Genomic DNA, 18,145 nt, shown 5'->3' on the forward strand with positions numbered 1-18,145 from the left:
TCGCACCGAGAGCGGCCCCGCCGCTCTCATCGTCCCCCGGGGGGTCCGGGCAGGTCATCCTGTCCCGGGCCCCCCGAAGGGCGTCCACTCCTCCCTCCACACGATTGCGACAACCATGCACGCGCAGAAATCCGAGGCGGCCTGATGCTCTGGTACACCGGCCGGCGCCTCCTCCAGCTGATCCCCGTCTTCTTCGGGGCGACGTTCCTCATCTACTTCATGGTCTTCGCCCTGCCGGGCGACCCCGTGGCGGCGCTCTTCGGCGAGAAGCAGCCGAGCCCGGCGGTCATCGAGGCCATCCGCGCCCAGTACAACCTCGACAAGCCCTTCATCGTGCAGTACCTGCTCTACGTCGGCGGGCTGTTCACGGGTGACCTCGGCACGACCTTCTCCGGTCGACCGGTCATCGACGAGCTCGTCCGGGCGTTCCCGATCACCTTCCGCCTGGCGATGCTGGCCCTCCTCTTCGAGGCCGTCGCCGGCATCCTGGTCGGCCTCGTCGCCGGCCTGCGCAAGGGCAAGATCTTCGACAACAGCGCCCTCGTCGTCTCGCTGCTGCTCATCTCGGTCCCGACCTTCGTCATCGGCTTCGTGCTGCAGTACGTCTTCGGCATCCAACTCGGCCTGTTCCGCACGACCGTCAGCTCGCAGGCCCCGTGGAACGAGCTCGTCCTGCCCGCGATCGTGCTGGCGTCCGTGTCGTTCGCCTACATCGTGAGGCTGACCCGCGCCTCCGTGTCCGAGAACATGAGCGCCGACTTCGTCCGCACGGCCACCGCCAAGGGCCTCACCCGTCGACGCGTCGTCGGGGTGCACATCCTGCGCAACTCGCTCGTCCCGGTCGTCACCTACCTGGGCGTCGACATCGGCTCGCTCATGGTGGGCGCGATCGTCACCGAGGGCATCTTCAACATCCAGGGCGTGGGAGGCACGGTCTACCGCGCCATCCAGCTCGGCGAGGGCCCGACCGTCGTGTCGTTCGTGGCCGTGATGGTCATCATCTTCATGCTGGCCAACCTCCTCGTCGACCTGCTCTACGCCGTTCTCGACCCGAGGATCCGCTATGCCAAGTAACTCGACCCCCGGCCTCTCGCCCGACCACTACGTCGCGCCGATCGAGGAGACCCCGCTCAAGGCGGTCGACGCCGTCGACGAGTCGGAGAAGCCCCGCTCGAGCTGGAACGACGCGTGGGACGCGATGAAGACCCGCCCGCTGTTCTGGATCTCCGCGGTCCTGATCCTGCTCGTCATCGTCGTCGCGGTCTTCCCGCAGCTCTTCACGTCGACGTCGCCGACCGCGGGGGCGAACCTCCGCTCCAGCAACGGCGGTCCCGAGGCGGGCCACCCGATGGGCTTCACGCTGCAGGGCCTCGACGTCTACGCGCGCGTCATCTACGGCACGCGCGCCTCCCTGACGGTGGGGCTGCTGGCCACGGTGATCGTCACGATCGTCGGCATCGTCATCGGCTCGTTGGCCGGCTACTACGGCGGCTGGCTCGACGCGGTCGTCTCGCGGATCGGCGACATCTTCTTCGCCATCCCGACGGTGCTCGGGGCGATCGTGCTCATGTCGGTGCTGCCGTCGCGCACGCCGTTGACCGTGGCCCTCGTGCTGTCGCTCTTCGCGTGGCCCCAGATCGCGCGCATCATGCGCGGCTCGGTGCTCGGCGCGAAGAGCAGCGACTACGTGATGGCCTCGACGGCGCTCGGCGTCTCGCGGTTCCGCATCCTCCTGCGCCACGTCGTGCCGAACGCCATCACCCCGGTGATCGTCGTCGCGACCGTGTCGCTCGGCACGTTCATCGTGGCCGAGGCCACGCTGTCGTTCCTCGGCATCGGCCTGCCCAGCGGCGTCATGTCCTGGGGCAACGACATCGACGCCGCCCGGTCGTCGCTGCGCGTCGCGCCCATGCCGCTGATCTGGCCGGCCGCCGCGCTGAGCCTGACCGTGCTGTCGTTCCTGATGATGGGCGACGTCGTGCGCGACGCCCTCGACCCGAAGGCGAGGGCCCGTCGATGAGCGACACCTCCACCCGACCCGCCCAGGCGACCACCGCCTCCGGCGCGACCCCCCTGCTCGAGATCAAGGGCCTGAAGATCGGGTTCCGCACCCAGTCGGGCTACGTCGACGCCGTCCGCGGCGTGGACTTCACCATGATGCCGGGCGAGCGCCTCGCCATCGTGGGCGAGTCCGGCTCGGGCAAGTCGACCACCGCGACCTCGATCATCGACCTGCTGCCCGGCACCGGAGAGGTCACGGGCGGTCAGATCCTCTTCGAGGGCAAGGACCTCACGAAGGCCTCCGCCGCCGAGATGCAGGCGATCCGCGGTCGCGACATCGGCTACGTCCCGCAGGACCCGATGTCGAACCTCAACCCCGTGTGGAGCATCGGCTTCCAGGTCGAGGAGGCGATCCGTGCGAACGGCGTCGCCACCGGCAAGCAGGCGGTGCGGCAGCGAGCGATCGAGGTGCTGCAGGAGGCAGGGCTCGGCGACGCCGACCAGCGCCTCAAGCAGTTCCCCCACCAGTTCTCGGGCGGCATGCGCCAGCGCGTGCTGATCGGGATCGGCCTCTCATCGCGGCCCAAGCTGCTCATCGCCGACGAGCCGACCTCGGCCCTCGACGTGACCGTGCAGCGGCGCATCCTCGACCACCTCGAGACGCTGACGCGCGACTACGGCACCTCGGTGCTCTTCATCACGCACGACCTCGGCCTCGCGGCCGAGCGCGCCGAGAAGCTCGTGGTCATGTACAAGGGCCGCGTGGTCGAGTCCGGTCCCTCGAAGGAGATCCTGGCCAACCCCCAGCACCCCTACACGAAGCGCCTCGTGGCGGCGGCGCCGAGCCTCGCCAGCCGTCGGATCCAGTCGACGATCGAGCCCACGCACAGCCACGCGGGCGAGGTCAGCGACGAGGGCGCCGACGACGCCGACCTGATCGCCCGTGCCCGTCAGCGCGAGGAGCTCGGCCGCACGAACGCCGAGTTCATCAAGGTCGAGAACCTCTCGAAGGTCTACGCGATCCGCCAGGGCGGCTTCAAGACCACCGAGCTGCGGGCCGTCGACGACGTCTCGTTCTCGATCCCGCGCGGCACGACGACGGCCCTCGTCGGCGAGTCGGGCTCGGGCAAGTCGACCGTGGCCAAGCTGGTGCTGCAGCTCGAGGGCATCACCTCGGGCACCGTGGCGATCGACGGCCAGAGCGTGGGGGCGCTGAAGGGCTCGGAGCTCTTCGGGTTCCGTCGCCGGGTGCAGCCGGTCTTCCAGGACCCGTACGGCTCGCTCGACCCGATGTACAGCGTCGGCAACACGATCGCCGAGCCGCTCGTCACTCACGGCATCGGCGACCACAAGAGCCGCCAGGCCCGCGTGCACGAGCTGCTGAACCAGGTCTCGCTGCCGGTGTCGATGGTCAACCGCTACCCGGGCGAGCTCTCGGGCGGTCAGCGTCAGCGCATCGCGGTGGCGCGGGCGCTCGCGCTCAAGCCCGACGTGATCGTGCTCGACGAGGCCGTCTCGGCCCTCGACGTGCTCGTGCAGGGGCAGGTGCTCGACCTGCTCACCGACCTGCAGACCGAGCTGGGCCTGACGTACCTCTTCATCACGCACGACCTCGCGGTCGTCCGGCTCATCGCCGACAACGTCTGCGTCATGCAGAAGGGCCGCATCGTCGAGTCGGGCACCACCGACGAGATCTTCGCGAACCCGTCGCAGCAGTACACCCGCGAGCTGCTCGAGGCCATCCCGGGCGCGCAGTTCGAGTTCGGCCGCTGAGCGGCTGACACCCGGGCAACCTGCCTGTGAAGGGGCCCTCCGACCGTGCCGAGAGCACGGGGGAGGGCCCCTTTACCACGTGCCGTAGACTGTTCCCGCCGGGCCCCGTCCCGACCACTTCCCCCTGACTCTTCTCGTAAGGAATACATCCATGGCGACTGCCATCCGCAGCGACCTGCGCAACGTGGCGATCGTGGCCCACGTCGACCACGGCAAGACGACCCTCGTCGACGCCATGCTCAAGCAGACGAACTCGTTCGACGCGCACTTCGACACCGAAGACCGCATGATGGACTCGAACGAGCTCGAGCGCGAGAAGGGCATCACGATCCTCGCGAAGAACACCGCGGTGCTCTACAACGGTGCCCACGCGACCGACGGCCCGATCACCATCAACGTGATCGACACCCCCGGCCACGCCGACTTCGGCGGCGAGGTCGAGCGCGGCCTGTCCATGGTCGACGGCGTCGTCCTGCTGGTCGACGCGTCCGAGGGCCCCCTGCCCCAGACGCGCTTCGTGCTCCGCAAGGCCCTCGCGGCCAAGCTCCCCGTCATCCTGCTGGTCAACAAGACCGACCGTCCCGACGCGCGCATCGACGAGGTCGTCGCCGAGAGCCAGGACCTGCTCCTCGGCCTCGCCAGCGACCTCAGCGAAGAGGTCGACGACCTCGACCTCGACGCCATCCTCAACGTGCCCGTCGTCTACGCGTCCGGCCGCAACGGCGCCGCGTCCGTCAACAAGCCCGCCGACGGCTCGCTGCCCGACAACGACGACCTCGAGCCGCTGTTCGACGCGATCCTCACGCACGTGCCCGCGCCGACCTACGACGACGAGCACCCGCTGCAGGCCCACGTCACCAACCTCGACGCCTCGCCGTTCCTCGGTCGCCTCGCGCTCCTCCGCGTGTTCCACGGCACCCTGAAGAAGGGCCAGACGGTCGCCTGGGTCAAGGCCGACGGCACCGTCGCGAACGCCCGCATCACCGAGCTGCTCATCACGAAGGCCCTCAGCCGCTACCCGGCCGAGAGCGCGGGCCCCGGCGACATCGTCGCCGTCGCCGGCTTCGACACCATCACCATCGGCGAGACCTTGTCCGACCCCGACGACGTGCGGCCGCTCCCGACCATCACGGTCGACGACCCCGCCATCTCGATGACGATCGGCACCAACACCTCGCCCATCATCGGCAAGGTCAAGGGGCACAAGCTGACCGCCCGCATGGTCAAGGACCGCCTCGACCGCGAGCTGATCGGAAACGTCTCGCTCAAGGTCGTCGACATCGGACGCCCCGACGCGTGGGAGGTCCAGGGCCGCGGCGAGCTCGCGCTGGCCATCCTGGTCGAGCAGATGCGTCGCGAGGGCTTCGAGCTCACCGTCGGCAAGCCCCAGGTCGTCACCCGTCGTGACGAGAACGGCAAGCTCCAGGAGCCGTTCGAGCACATGACGATCGACGTGCCCGACGAGTGGCTCGGCGCGATCACGCAGCTGATGGCCGCCCGCAAGGGCCGCATGGAGAACATGGCGAACCACGGCTCGGGCTGGGTCCGCATGGAGTTCATCGTCCCGTCGCGCGGCCTGATCGGCTTCCGCACGCAGTTCCTCACCGACACGCGCGGCACCGGCATCGCCAACGGCATCAGCCACGGCTACGGCCCCTGGGCCGGCGAGATCTCGACCCGCACCAACGGCTCGATCATCGCCGACCGCTCCGGTGTCGTCACGCCCTTCGCGATCATCAACCTGCAGGAGCGCATGACCTTCTTCGTGCAGCCGACCGAAGAGGTCTACGAGGGCATGGTCGTGGGCGAGAACTCGCGCGCCGACGACATGGACGTCAACATCACCAAGGAGAAGAAGCTGACCAACATGCGTCAGTCGACGGCCGACAACTTCGAGTCGATGACGCCCTCCAAGGTGCTCTCGCTCGAGGAGGCCCTCGAGTTCGCCGGTGACGACGAGTGCGTCGAGGTCACCCCCGACGCCATCCGCATCCGCAAGGTCGAGCTCGACGCCAGCGCGCGTCAGCGCAGCACGGCTCGCCTCAAGAAGCAGAACGCGTAACGAGCGACACCCGATCAGGCCGGCCCGGCCAGGTCACGGAGGAGGCGCCCCGCAGCAGTGCGGGGCGCCTCCTTCGTCGTGTGGCCAGCCGTCGTCCTCAGCACCCGTGTCCGGCCCCGATGCCGAGCCCGCTCCGGGTGGTGGTGCAGCGGCCGCACGTTCCACGGCTCCGCACAGCGGCGGGCGCTACGGTCGTCGCCGTGACCACGCTGACCCGCACTCCCCGCACCCGCCTCGTCCGCTCCGCCTCCGCCCTGCTGCTGGCCGGTGGGGTCGTCGTCGGCCTGACCGCCTGCGGCGACGGCTCGATGGTCGACAACATCGTGGGCAGCGCCGTCGACCAGGGCGTCGAGAGCGTGCGCGGCACCGTCGAGGACGCGGTGGGCGACGTGCTCGGCGGCGCGAGCGTGTCGACCGACGGCACCCTGCCCGAGTCGTTCCCGGCCGACGTGCCCCTGCTCGACGGCACGGTCCGCGGCGGGGGAGCGGGCCCCGAGGGCACCGGCTGGGTCGCCCAGCTCACCGTCGGCAGCCTCGACGACTTCGCCACGGCTCAGACCCAGCTCGAGGGCGCCGGCTACACGGCCAGCGGGGTGAACGTCGACGGCGACACCGCGCTCGGCACGTTCACCGGGGCCACGTACCGCGTGCTGCTCACGCTCACGACGCAGTCCTCGGACGGCGCCGTCGTCGCGACCTACGTCGTCACGCCCGTCTAGCCCGTCGCGCCCGTCCGGTCGAGGCGTCGACCAGGCCCTGCGAAGCGGCCCGCCGAGCCCTCCCGCAGGAGGCGCGCCTCAGCCCAGCAGGGTCTCGCCGACCCAGCCGCCCTGGCTCGCCCCCGGCGGCACGGCGAAGATGCCCGAGCCGACGTGCTTCAGGTACTCGTTCATCCGGTCGTCCCGCGCGAGCGCCGTCTGGATGGGCACGAACTGGCGTCGAGGGTCCCGCTGGAACGCGATGAAGAAGAGCCCGGCGTCGAGCCGGCCGAGCGAGTCGTTGCCGTCGACGAAGTTGTAGCCGCGGCGCAGCAGGGTCGCCCCGTCGTTCTGGTCGGGGTGGGCGAGCGCCACGTGCGAGTCCACGGCGATGGCCGGTCCCGAGCCGTCGGCGGACACGGCCGAGAAGTCGGGGGCCGTGAACTCCGAGCCGCCCGACAGGGGCGCGCCCTCGCCCTTGTCGCGCCCGACGACCGTCTGCTGCTCGGTGAGCGAGGCGTGGTCCCAGGTCTCGATGGTCATGCGGATCTTGCGCGCGACGAGGTAGGAGCCGCCGTCCATCCAGTCGGCGCCGTCGCTGCCGGCAGCCCAGACGCCCTGCTCGACGGCGGCGCCGTCCTCGGCGCGCACGTTCGCCGTGCCGTCCTTGAACCCGAACAGGTTGCGCGGCGTCGACTGGCCCCGCGTCGTCGACGAGGTGCGGCCGAAGCCGAGCTGGGACCAGCGCAGCGAGGCCCGGCCGAAGGCGATGCGCGACAGGTTGCGCACGGCGTGGACGGCGACCTGCGGGTCGTCGCTGCAGGCCTGGACGCACAGGTCCCCGCCGGTCAGTGCCTCCTCGAGCTGGTCGCCCGAGAAGTGCGGCAGGTCGACGAGCACGGCGGGCCGCTGTGAGGAGATGCCGTAGCGGTCGGCGCCGGTCGCGTCCGTGAAGAGCGTCGGGCCGAAGCCGATGGTGACCGTGAGCCCGGCGGCGGGCAGTCCCGTCGCCTCCCCGGTGTCGTCCGGCGGCGCGAGGGGCGAGCCTCCGGTCGCGCCCGTCTCGCTGACGTCGAGCCCCTGGGTCAGGCGGGCGGCGGCGGCGCTCCAGTCCTGCAGCAGCTCGACGAGGTCGCGCCGGGTGGTGCCGGCGGCCATGTCGAACGAGGCGAAGTGCAGCCGGTCCTGGGCCGCGGTCGTGATGCCCGACTGGTGGCGGCCGGCGAAGGGGTAGCGGGCCGCGGCGCCGGAGGTGCCCTGCGCGTGCGCCTGCAGGGCCCGGTCGCTGCCGACCCCGACCCCGACGCCCAGGGCGCCCGCCCCGACACCGGTGCCGATCAGGCCCAGCAGTCCGCGGCGGGAGAGCCCGCGCGACGCGCCGCCTGGACCCGTGGGCTCACCGGCCGCAGCCGTCTCGCTCGTCGCGCGCCGCGCCTCCTCGTCCGTCATCGTCCGCCCTCGCGCACCCGTCAGCCGACCAGGGTCGAGGTGAGCTCGCTGAGGGGCTCGCTCAGGGCGTTGACAGCGTCGCTGAGCTTCTTCTTGTCGGCGTCGGTCAGCTCCGTGTACGAGGGGTAGCCGGCCTCGAGGCTGCCGTACGACGAGAGCAGGTCCTCGAGGGCCGTGAGGCGCGAGTCGATGCGGTCCACGAGCTCCGGGTCCTTGTCGGCGACGATGTCGCGCCCGCCCTCGTAGGCGACGCGGGCGCCCTCGAGGTTGCCCTGGAAGTCCCAGAGGTCGGTGTGCGACCAGATCTCCTCCTCGCCGGTGATCTTGCCGGTGGCGACCTCGTCCATCAGGCCGACGGCGCCGTTGCTGATCGTGTCGATGCTGATCGAGAACCCGCTCGCCGTCACGGCCGACTGCAGCTCGGCCGTGTCCGCGGTGAGCAGGCCGGCGAAGCGGGTGCGCTCGTCAGCGGTCAGGGGCGTGTAGGCCTCGCCGCCGTTCTCGTCCGCGGTCGGCTGCCAGAGGTCCTTCTCGATCCGGTGCCAGCCGGTCCACTCGGTGCCGGGCTCGACGTCCGCCTCGCGGAAGTCGATCTTCGGATCGAGGTCGCCGAACGACTCGGCGACGGGCTCGATGCGTTCGTAGTACGCGCGGGCCGTCGGGTAGAGGCTGCGTGCCAGGTCGTCGTCGCCGGTCGTGTACGCGTCGAGGAACGCCTGGGTCGCGGGGACGAGCTGCCCGACCTGGTCCTTCACGTACCCGAGGTACGCGGCGGCCGCGGCGTCGACCTGCTCCTTCTCGGTCCCCACGGGGGTCACGTCGGCGCCCGAGTCGGTCACGGTGAACGGCGCGCGGACGCCCTCGCCGACGAGGCCGGGGATGCAGGCCGTGACGTAGTCGCCGGGCTGCACCGCGACGGTCATCGAGGCGCTGGTGCCCGGCCCGATGTTCTCCTTCTCGCTGATGATGCGCAGGCCGTCGGAGGCGAGCAGCTCGAACTCGGTGTTGTCGTCGCCCGTGTTCGTCACGGTGAACGTGACGGGGCCGCTCGGCGCCGTGGTGGCCGAGAGCGAGCACGCGTCGGCGTTCCCGTCGACCGTGACGACGGTGGCTCCGGCCGTGGCGGCACCGCCGGGGGAGTTCGCGACGCAGCCGGTCAGGGCGAGCGCGACGAGCGCGGCGCCGGAGACGAGGGCGAGGGGGCGAGGGGTCATCGGGGTGCTCCTGCGGTCGTGCGGGCGGTGGGGCGGTCGGTGGGGGAGGAGTCGGAGGAGGCGGTGGAGGCCTCCGCCGGGCGGGGCGCACGGCCACGGGTGGCGCGCGCGAAGAGCGGGACGACGACGGCGAGGTAGGCGAGCCAGGCGCCCGCCTGCAGCCAGGTCGGCGTCGGGGTGAAGTTGACGAGGCCCTGCAGCAGGGTGCCCCACCAGCTCGTCGGGGGCACGGCGGCGCTGACGTCGAAGGCGAGGGAGGTGCGGCCCGGCAGCACGCCCGCCTCCTGCAGGTCTCCCACCCCGTAGGCGAGCACCCCGGCCGCGACGAGCACGAGCAGGTACCCGGTGACCGTGAAGAAGCGGCGCAGGTCGAGGCGGACGACCCCGCGGTAGATCGCGACCTCGATCGCGACGGCCGTGAGGATGCCGAGCAGGGCGCCCACGACGGGCGCGTCGCCGCCTCCGGTCGACTGCACCGTCGCCCAGACGAACAGGGCGGTCTCGATGCCCTCGCGCCCGACCGACAGGAAGGCGAGCGCGACGACCGCCCAGGCCCCGCCGGCGATCGCGCGGTCGAGGCTCGACTCGAGCTCGCCGCGCATGCTGCGCGCCGTCCGGGCCATCCAGAAGACCATCCAGGTGACGAACCCGACGGCGACGACCGAGAGGCCGCCGCCGATGATCTCCTGGGCCTGGAACGTCAGGCCGTACGCGCCGAAGGTGAGCACGGCGCCGAGGCCGAGCGAGAGGACGACGGCGGCGGCGACGCCGAGCCAGAGACGGGGGAGGACGTCCCGGCGGCCGAGCTTGACGACGGCGGCGACGAGGATGCCCACGACGAGGGCGGCCTCGAGGCCCTCGCGGAGTCCGATGAGGTAGTTGGCGAGCACGGGCGACGGCTTTCGAGAGGAGGGCGTGCGGCGGTGGGGTGACCGCGACCGGTCCGGGTAGTTTGGTTAGGCTAACCTCACCAGCTTCCCGGGCCGGACCGACCATAGTGCGGGGCGGCATATCCTGTCCAGTGATGACGTACTTCGGCTCCGCCCCCGATGCCCGCCAGGGCGATGCCCGCCCCGGCCAGCCCTCCGCCCTGCGGGCCGAGCGGGTCCTCTTCGTGCACGCGCACCCGGACGACGAGACGATCGCGACGGGCGGCACGATCGCCGCCCTCGTCGACGCCGGCGCCGAGGTGACGATCGTCACCTGCACCCGCGGCGAGCTCGGCGAGGTCATGCCCGACGACCTGGCCCGGCTCCGCGGTGACGAAGCCGCCCTCGCCGCGCACCGCGAGGGCGAGATCGCGGAGGCGATGCGCGACCTCGGCGTCCGCGACCACCGGTTCCTCGGCGACCCCGAGGCGCGCACCCACGGGCTGCCGGCGCGGGTGTACCGCGACAGCGGCATGGTGTGGCGGTCGGACGGCGTGGCCGGCCCGACCCCCGACCTGCACGGCGCCGCCTTCTGCGCGGCCGAGTTCGGCGAGATCGTGTCCGACCTGCAGGCCGTGGTCGAGTCCGTCCGGCCGACGGCGATCGTCAGCTACGACGAGGACGGCGGCTACCACCACCCCGACCACGTCCGGGCCAACCGGGCCGCCGTGCGCGTCGCGCGCCTGGCCGAGGTGCCCTTCTTCGCCGTCGTCGCGGGTGCCGAACAGGCCACGGGCGCCGAGGCCGAGGCGCTCGCCGCCGACGACTCGGTCCGCACGGTCGACGTCCGTGCCTCGACCGCACGCCGCCTGGCCGCCCTGCGCCGCTACCGGACGCAGGTCGAGGTCGTCGACCTGCCCCGGGGCGCGGCGGGGATCCTCTTCCCCCACGGCGCGGTCCAGCCCGTGGGCACGAGCGAGTCGTTCCGCTTCGTGCCGGAGCCCGACTCCCGGGCGGCCGGCCCCGCCGGCGCCTCCGAGTTCGCCGACATGAGCACCGGCGGCCGGGTGGCGACCACGGTGCTCGCCCTCGCCGCGGGGGCCGTCTTCGGAGCCCTCGGCACGGTCGCCCACCAGGGCACCGTCACCGTCGCCGGCGCGCCGATCTGGTCCGGCCTCGTGCTGTCGCTGGTGATGGCCGCGGCGCTGCTGGCCGGCATGCGCCTCCTCTTCGGCTCCCGCGTCGTCGCGGTCGCGGTCGCGCTCGGCCTGCTCGGCGCCGCCGCGCTGCTGTCCCAGCCGGGTGCGGGCGGCTCGGCGCTCGTGCCGGCGAACGGCCCCGGCTACGCGTGGACCTTCGGACCCCTGCTGATCGCGATGGTCGTGATCGCTTGGCCGACCCTGCCGCCGCGGGGCGCCGGGCCCGACGACGGGTCGACCGCCTCTTCGTCGACCGCGTCCGACTCCGCGCCCACCGCCTCCTCCGCCGGCACCCAGCCGACGGCGCGCTAGGCTGGACCCTCTGCCCGAGGTGAAGGGAACCCCCCGAACGTGACGTATGTGATCGCACTGCCCTGTGTGGATGTCAAAGACCGTGCCTGCATCGACGAGTGCCCCGTCGACTGCATCTACGAGGGCGAACGCTCGCTCTACATCCACCCCGACGAATGCGTCGACTGCGGTGCCTGCGAGCCCGTGTGCCCCGTCGAGGCGATCTACTACGAGGACGACCTGCCGGACAAGTGGGCCGAGTACTACAAGGCCAACGTCGAGTTCTTCGACGAGATCGGCTCGCCCGGCGGCGCGGCGAAGGTCGGGGTCATCGCGGGCGACCACCCCGTGATCTCCGCCCTGCCCCCGCAGGGCGCGCAGGCCTAGGCCCCGGTCGATCGTGGCGCTGTCGCTGCCCGACTTCCCCTGGGACTCGCTCGCGGCGGCGGCCGCCGTCGCCCGCCGGCACGAGGGCGGCATCGTCGACCTCTCGGTCGGCTCGCCCGTCGACCCGACCCCCGAGGTCGTCGCCAGGGCCCTCTCGGCCGCGACCGACGCCCACGCCTACCCCCAGGTCGCCGGCACCCCCGCACTGCGGGCGGCCGTCGCCGAGTGGTACGAGCGCAGGAGGGGCGTGTCCGGCCTTCAGGACGCGAACGTCCTGCCCACCATCGGCTCCAAGGAGCTCATCGCGGGCATGGCGCTCTGGCTCGGCCTCGGCCCGGGCGACACCGTCGTGCACCCGGTCGCCGCCTACCCGACCTACGCGCTCGGCGCGGCGCTCGTGGGCGCCGACGTGCTGGCCAGCGACGACCCCGCCGAGTGGCCGGAGTCGACTCGGCTGATCTGGGTGAACAGCCCCGGCAACCCGGACGGCGCCGTCCTCGACCACGAGCACCTGCGGGCGGTCGTGGCGCGCGGCCGCGAGCTCGGCGCCGTCGTCGCCGGCGACGAGTGCTACGCCGAGCTCGGCTGGGAGGGCGAGTGGGCCGACAGGCCGACGCCCTGCATCCTCGACCGGAGGGTCGTCGGCGACGACCTGCGCGGCGTCGTCAGCGTCTACTCCCTCAGCAAGCAGTCGAACCTCGCGGGCTACCGGGCCGGCTTCGTGGCTGGCTGTGACCACGTGATCGGCCAGCTCCTGGCCGTACGCAAGCACGCCGGCCTCATGCCGCCCGCCCCGGTGCAGGAGGCCATGCGCGCAGCCCTCGGCGACGAGGCGCACGTGCGTGAGCAGAAGGAGCGCTACCGGGCCCGTCGCGCGGCCCTGGCCCCTGCCCTCGGGGCCGCGGGCTTCCGCATCGACCACAGCGAGGCCGGGCTCTACCTCTGGGCGACCCGCGACGAGGACTGCTGGACGAGCGTCGACTGGTTCGCCGAGCGCGGCGTGCTCGTCGCGCCCGGCAGCTTCTACGGCGTCGACGGCGGGCGCCACGTGCGGGTCGCCCTCACGACGACGGACGAGCGGATCGCCGCGGCCGTGGAGCGCCTCCAGGGCTGACCGCTAGGGTGACAGGGTGACTGATCCTGCCAACGACGCCCAGAAGGCCACGCTGCAGTTCCCGGGGGGGACGGCCGAGTTCCCGATCGTGCCGAGCACCCAGGGTGCCTCGTCGATCGACATCTCGAGCTTCACCAAGCAGACCGGCTACACGACCCTCGACACGGGGTTCGTGAACACGTCCGCGACCCGCTCGAAGATCACCTACATCGACGGTGACGAGGGGATCCTGCGCTACCGCGGCTACCCGATCGAGCAGGTGGCCGAGAACTCGACCTACCTCGAGACCGCGTGGCTGCTCATCTACGGCGAGCTGCCCACCGCCGACGAGCTGGCCGACTTCGACGCCCGCATCCGCCGCCACACCCTGCTGCACGAAGACCTCCGCCGCTTCTTCGACGCGCTGCCGCACAACGCGCACCCCATGTCCGTGCTCTCGAGCGCCGTGGGCGCGCTCGGCACCTTCTACGAGGGGTCGATGAGCGTCAGCGACCCTGCCCAGGTCGAGCTGCAGACCATCCGCCTGCTCGCGAAGCTGCCGGTCATCGCGGCGTACGCGCACAAGAAGAGCCTCGGCCAGGCGTTCCTCTACCCCGACAACTCGCTCAGCTTCGTCGACAACTTCCTCAAGCTGAACTTCGGCACGATGGCCGAGCCGTACGAGGTGAACCCGGTCCTGTCGAAGGCGCTGGAACGCCTCCTCATCCTGCACGAGGACCACGAGCAGAACGCCTCGACGTCGACCGTCCGCCTCGTCGGCTCGACGCAGGCGAACATGTTCTCGTCGATCTCGGCCGGCATCAGCGCGCTCTACGGCCCGCTGCACGGCGGCGCGAACGAGGCCGTGCTCACGATGCTCGCCGAGATCCGCGACAGCGGCCAGGGCGTCGAGCGCTTCGTCGAGCGCGTCAAGAACAAGGAAGACGGCGTCAAGCTCATGGGCTTCGGCCACCGGGTCTACAAGAACTTCGACCCCCGTGCCCGACTCGTGAAGGAGAGCGCGACCGAGGTGCTCGCCGCCCTCGGCGTCAAGGACGACCTGCTCGACATCGCGATGGAGCTCGAGGACATCGCCCTCGCCGACGACTACTTCGTCGAGCGCAAGCTCTACCCCAACGTCGACTTCTACACCGGCGTGATCTACAAGGCGATGGGCTTCCCGCCGCGCATGTTCACCGTGCTCTTCGCCATCGGTCGTCTGCCGGGCTGGATCGCCCACTGGCGCGAGATGAACCAGGACCCCGCGACCAAGATCGGCCGCCCGCAGCAGCTGTACCTGGGCGAGACCCAGCGCGACTGGCCGCAGCGCTAGCCGCGGCACCGGCAGCGCAGACGGGCGGGTCCGTCGTGACCGGGCGTCGACGACGACCCGGGGACGACGGACCCGCCCGTCCTGTCGTCGCGGCTACGCGTGCAGCTGCGAGTTGAGCGTGATGCCGTGGCCCTTGCGCGGCAGCACCTCGACGGCGCCGGTCACCGAGTTGCGGCGGAACAGCAGCCCCGGGCGGCCCGAGAGCTCGACGGCCTTGACCGTCTGCTGCTTGCCGTCGTTCGTCGGGGTGCCGCCCACGACGACGACCTTGGTGCCCGCCGTGACGTAGAGGCCGGCCTCGACGACGGTGTCGTCGCCGATCGCGATGCCGATGCCGGCATTGGCGCCGAGCAGCGCGCGCTCGCCGATGGTGATGCGCTGGGTGCCGCCTCCCGACAGGGTCCCCATGATGGAGGCGCCGCCTCCGATGTCCGACCCGTCGCCGACGACGACGCCCTGCGAGATGCGGCCCTCGACCATCGACGCGCCGAGCGTGCCCGCGTTGAAGTTGACGAAGCCCTCGTGCATCACGGTGGTGCCGGGCGAGAGGTGGGCGCCGAGGCGCACCCGCGAGGCGTCGGCGATGCGCACGCGGTCGGGGGTGACGTAGTCGAGCATCCGCGGGAACTTGTCGATGCCCGTCGTCGCGACGCCGGCGCGCTGCAGCGACGGGCGGAGGCGGGTGAAGTCGTCGGGGTGCACCGGTCCGGCGTTGGTCCAGACGACGATGGGCAGGTGGCCGAAGACGCCGTCGAGGTCGATGGTGTTCGGCGCGACGAGCAGGTGGCTCAGGAGGTGCAGCCGCAGGTAGGCGTCGGGCGTGGACGCCGGAGGCGTGGCGAGCTCGATCTCGACGGTCACGGGGACGAGGTCGACGCCCCGGCGGGCGTCGGGCCCGGCGGCGTCCGCGATCTCGGCGGGCACGAGGGCCGGGTCGCGGTCGGCGGGCAGCCGGCCGAGCGACGGCGCGGGGAACCAGGTGTCGAGCGTGCTGCCGTCGCGGGCGACGGTGGCGAGCCCGTACCCGTGGGCGTGGGTGGCGGCGGGGGTGTCCGTGGTCATGCCCTCGATCGTAGGGCGGCGGGGAGGCGCCGCCCGGCGACCTGCCGGGCACCGGCCCTACACTCGGGTCCATGCCGCCCTTCGACCTGAGCGTGTCCGCCGTCGACGTCACCCGCCAGCTCTGCGACGTCGAGTCCGTCTCCGGCAACGAGCAGGCGGTGGCCGACTCGATCTGGCAGACCCTCGAGGGGCACGACCACCTCACGCTGTTCCGCGACGGCGACGCGATCGTCGCCCGGACGGAGCTCGGCCGCGACAGTCGCGTGGTCATCGCCGGGCACATCGACACCGTGCCGCTGAACGACAACCTGCCCACCCGCTTCGAGACCGACGACGACGGGGTCGAGCACCTGTGGGGCCGCGGCACCGTCGACATGAAGGCGGGCAGCGCCGTCCACCTCCGCCTCGCGGTCGAGCTCACGGAGCCCGTGGTCGACGTCACCTGGGTCTGGTACGACCACGAAGAGGTGTCGGACGCCCTCAACGGCCTGGGGCGGCTCGCACGGCTGCACCCGCACCTCCTCGAGGCCGACTTCGCCATCCTCGGCGAGCCGACCCGCAGCGAGGTCGAGGGCGGCTGCAACGGCAACCTGCGGGCAGAGATCCGGACCTTCGGCGCCCGGTCGCACAGCGCGCGCTCGTGGGTCGGCTCGAACGCCATCCACGCGGCCGCCCCGATCCTGGACGTCCTGGCCGCGTACGAGGCGCGCGAGGTCGAGGTCGACGGGCTCGTCTACCGTGAGGGGCTCAACGCCGTCGGGATCACGGGGGGCGTGGCCGGCAACGTCATCCCCGACGAGTGCATGGTGCACGTCAACTACCGCTTCGCGCCGAGCCGCAGCGCGGACGAGGCCGTCGCTCACGTCCGCGAGCTGTTCGCCGGCTTCGACGTGACGATCGTCGACCTCGCCCCGGGCGCCCGCCCCGGCCTCGACGCCCCGCTGGCCCGGCAGTTCCTCGAGGCCGTCGGCGGCGAGGCGAAGCCGAAGTACGGCTGGACCGACGTCGCCCGCTTCTCGGCCCTCGGCGTGCCCGCGGTCAACTACGGCCCCGGCGACCCGCTGCTGGCCCATCACGACGACGAGCGGGTGCCGGTCCAGCAGATCCTCGACAACGAGCGCGGACTGCGGGCGTGGCTGACGGCCTGACCACGCGGCCGTCCCCGGCGTCGTCGACCCGGTCGTCGTCGACCCGTCCGGTGTCGTCGACCCGTCCGGCGTCGCGTGCCTCCGACGCGCGCCGCTGGCTGACCGTCCGCGGGCGGCTGCTGCCGTGGTGGGCCCGCGTGCTCGGCGTCTTCGTCCTGTCGCGCGTCGTCAGCACGGTGTTGCTCGTCAGCTTCGCGCAGCGCCAGGGCGCCAACGCCTGGACGCTCGCGAGCCCGGACTACGCGAGCTTCGCCAGCATCTGGGACGGCCACTGGTACTACATCATCGCGGCCGTGGGGTACCCGTCGACGCTGCCGCTCACCGAGACCGGCCACGTCGCCGAGAACGCGTGGGCGTTCATGCCGGCCTACCCGTTCCTGGTGCGCGGTCTGATGGAGCTGACCGGCGCCTCCTTCGCGACCCTCGCCGTGGTCGTGTCGACCGTCTTCGCGGGCGGCACGGCGCTGCTCTTCTACAAGCTCCTCCGACGGGTGCTGCCCGAGGGCACCGCGCTCTTCGCCGTGGTGCTGTTCTGCGCCTCGCCGTTGTCGCCGCTGCTGCAGGTCGCCTACGCCGAGTCGATGTTCCTGTTCCTGCTCTGTGCGGCCCTGCTGCTGCTCCTGCAGCGGCGCTACGTGGCGATGCTGCCGGTGGTGCTGGTCATGTCGTTCACGCGGCCGGGCGCCCTGCCGCTGGCCCTCGCGCTCGGCCTGCACACGCTCTACCGCTGGTGGCGCCGACGCGACGATCCGTTCCCCGGCCGCGAGATGCTCGCCGCGGGGACGGCCACGGTGGCGTCGGCGGTCTTCGGGGTCGGCTGGCTGCTCGTCGCCGGACTCGTCACCGGCAGGCTCGACGCGTACACCGAGACGGAGCTCGCCTGGCGGTCGGCGTACATCGGCTACGGCCCGCTGGTGCCGTTCACGCCCTGGATCGAGGGTGCGAACTGGTGGTTCCCGGGTGGTCTGGGGGTGGCTCTGCTGGTGATCTCGCTGATCGCCCTCGCGGTGCTCCTGCTGGGCCCGTGGGGACGTCGACTCGGCGTCGACCTCCGGCTGTGGAGCCTCGCCTACGCGCTCTACCTGCTCGCCGTGTTCTTCCCGCAGTCGAGCACCTGGCGCCTGCTGATGCCGCTGTTCCCGCTGCTCGGCGTGCTCGCCCTGCCGCGCTCGAGGGCCTGGCGAGTCGGGATCGTGCTGCTCGCCGTGGCGGGCCAGTGGCTCTGGATCGACTGGTGCTGGTGGGTGGACGGGTACGACTGGACGCCCCCGTGAGCCGGGTGACGCCTCCTCTTGTTTAGGTGTCAGCCGCAGAATCACAGATAATGGGATCTGAATCTTCGCGAAAGGGGACTATCTGATGGCAGCCATGAAGCCGAGGACCGGCGACGGGCCTATGGAGGCCGTGAAGGAGGGCCGTCTCATCATCGTGCGCGTTCCGCTCGAAGGTGGCGGCCGCCTCGTGGTGTCGGTCAACGACGACGAAGCACGAGAGCTCCACGACGCGCTGGCGAACGTCGTCGGCGACTAGGCACGACCTCCCGCATCACCCTCGACGCCCCGTCGG

At 71.7% G+C, this 18,145-nt stretch carries 16 protein-coding genes; 12 read left to right on the plus strand and 4 right to left on the minus strand.

All coding sequences use genetic code 11. The annotated features are described in order from the left end of the window. Positions 1 to 144 precede the first annotated feature (144 nt). The 5 genes from IFT77_RS08845 (at position 145) to IFT77_RS08865 (ending at position 6,555) form a co-directional block, all read left to right on the plus strand. Entirely contained in the window at positions 145 to 1,074 is a 930-nt protein-coding gene (locus IFT77_RS08845) for an ABC transporter permease (protein ID WP_192041140.1), read from the plus strand. Further along, positions 1,064 to 2,020, plus strand: coding sequence for an ABC transporter permease (locus IFT77_RS08850; RefSeq protein ID WP_192041141.1), 957 nt, complete (start codon positions 1,064 to 1,066; stop codon positions 2,018 to 2,020). Before IFT77_RS08845 ends, IFT77_RS08850 begins: the two co-directional genes overlap by 11 nt. Continuing rightward, positions 2,017 to 3,774 (plus strand): ABC transporter ATP-binding protein, encoded by a 1,758-nt coding sequence (locus IFT77_RS08855; RefSeq protein ID WP_192169774.1) that lies wholly within the window; start codon positions 2,017 to 2,019, stop codon positions 3,772 to 3,774. The genes IFT77_RS08850 and IFT77_RS08855 overlap by 4 nt, the downstream gene beginning before the upstream one ends. Before the next feature lie 151 nt (positions 3,775 to 3,925). Further along, positions 3,926 to 5,836: a translational GTPase TypA gene (gene typA / locus IFT77_RS08860; RefSeq protein ID WP_123548121.1), complete on the plus strand. Its 1,911-nt coding sequence runs from the start codon at positions 3,926 to 3,928 to the stop codon at positions 5,834 to 5,836. A gap of 200 nt (positions 5,837 to 6,036) precedes the next feature. Next, positions 6,037 to 6,555 carry a hypothetical protein gene (locus IFT77_RS08865; protein WP_192041143.1) on the plus strand — a complete coding sequence of 173 codons (519 nt, stop codon included), beginning with the start codon at positions 6,037 to 6,039 and terminating at the stop codon, positions 6,553 to 6,555. A 78-nt stretch (positions 6,556 to 6,633) separates the two neighbouring features. Here IFT77_RS08865 and efeB read toward each other — a convergent pair whose 3' ends face one another. The 3 genes from efeB to efeU are packed head-to-tail and all read right to left on the minus strand — an operon-like array spanning position 6,634 to position 10,087. Next, positions 6,634 to 7,983 (minus strand): iron uptake transporter deferrochelatase/peroxidase subunit, encoded by a 1,350-nt coding sequence (gene efeB / locus IFT77_RS08870; RefSeq protein WP_192169775.1) that lies wholly within the window; start codon positions 7,981 to 7,983, stop codon positions 6,634 to 6,636. A 20-nt stretch (positions 7,984 to 8,003) separates the two neighbouring features. Continuing rightward, entirely contained in the window at positions 8,004 to 9,197 is a 1,194-nt protein-coding gene (efeO, locus tag IFT77_RS08875) for an iron uptake system protein EfeO (protein ID WP_192169776.1), read from the minus strand. Next, entirely contained in the window at positions 9,194 to 10,087 is an 894-nt protein-coding gene (gene efeU / locus IFT77_RS08880; protein WP_192169777.1) for an iron uptake transporter permease EfeU, read from the minus strand. The genes efeO and efeU overlap by 4 nt, the downstream gene beginning before the upstream one ends. Before the next feature lie 134 nt (positions 10,088 to 10,221). Here efeU and IFT77_RS08885 point away from each other — a divergent pair, with 134 nt between their 5' ends. From IFT77_RS08885 to IFT77_RS08900, 4 genes are read left to right on the plus strand one after another with little or no spacing between them, the layout of a single operon-like run. Then, positions 10,222 to 11,577, plus strand: a complete 1,356-nt coding sequence (locus IFT77_RS08885) for a PIG-L family deacetylase (RefSeq protein WP_192169778.1) — start codon at positions 10,222 to 10,224, stop codon at positions 11,575 to 11,577. A gap of 39 nt (positions 11,578 to 11,616) precedes the next feature. Beyond that, positions 11,617 to 11,943 carry a ferredoxin gene (gene fdxA / locus IFT77_RS08890; protein ID WP_123548127.1) on the plus strand — a complete coding sequence of 109 codons (327 nt, stop codon included), beginning with the start codon at positions 11,617 to 11,619 and terminating at the stop codon, positions 11,941 to 11,943. Positions 11,944 to 11,953: 10 nt separating this feature from the next. Next, positions 11,954 to 13,057 (plus strand): succinyldiaminopimelate transaminase, encoded by a 1,104-nt coding sequence (dapC, locus tag IFT77_RS08895; RefSeq protein ID WP_371741011.1) that lies wholly within the window; start codon positions 11,954 to 11,956, stop codon positions 13,055 to 13,057. Between the two features lie 16 nt (positions 13,058 to 13,073). After that, positions 13,074 to 14,369, plus strand: coding sequence for a citrate synthase (locus tag IFT77_RS08900; RefSeq protein WP_123548129.1), 1,296 nt, complete (start codon positions 13,074 to 13,076; stop codon positions 14,367 to 14,369). 93 nt (positions 14,370 to 14,462) lie between these two features. On the opposite strand, the gene dapD is transcribed toward IFT77_RS08900, so the two are convergent. Then, complete coding sequence (gene dapD, locus IFT77_RS08905; protein WP_192041149.1) at positions 14,463 to 15,431, minus strand: 2,3,4,5-tetrahydropyridine-2,6-dicarboxylate N-succinyltransferase; 969 nt, start codon at positions 15,429 to 15,431, stop codon at positions 14,463 to 14,465. Positions 15,432 to 15,502: 71 nt separating this feature from the next. On the opposite strand from dapD, the gene dapE reads away from it, so the two are divergent. The 3 genes from dapE (at position 15,503) to IFT77_RS08920 (ending at position 18,109) form a co-directional block, all read left to right on the plus strand. Beyond that, entirely contained in the window at positions 15,503 to 16,579 is a 1,077-nt protein-coding gene (gene dapE, locus IFT77_RS08910) for a succinyl-diaminopimelate desuccinylase (RefSeq protein WP_192041150.1), read from the plus strand. Further along, on the plus strand, positions 16,564 to 17,853 hold the full coding sequence (locus IFT77_RS08915; protein WP_371740994.1) for a hypothetical protein: 1,290 nt from the start codon (positions 16,564 to 16,566) through the stop codon (positions 17,851 to 17,853). Before dapE ends, IFT77_RS08915 begins: the two co-directional genes overlap by 16 nt. Before the next feature lie 85 nt (positions 17,854 to 17,938). Then, positions 17,939 to 18,109, plus strand: coding sequence for a DUF3117 domain-containing protein (locus IFT77_RS08920; RefSeq protein ID WP_123548132.1), 171 nt, complete (start codon positions 17,939 to 17,941; stop codon positions 18,107 to 18,109). Positions 18,110 to 18,145: the final 36 nt, after the last annotated feature.

It is taken from the genome of Frigoribacterium sp. CFBP 13729, from assembly GCF_014841875.1.
GTDB lineage: Bacteria > Actinomycetota > Actinomycetes > Actinomycetales > Microbacteriaceae > Frigoribacterium.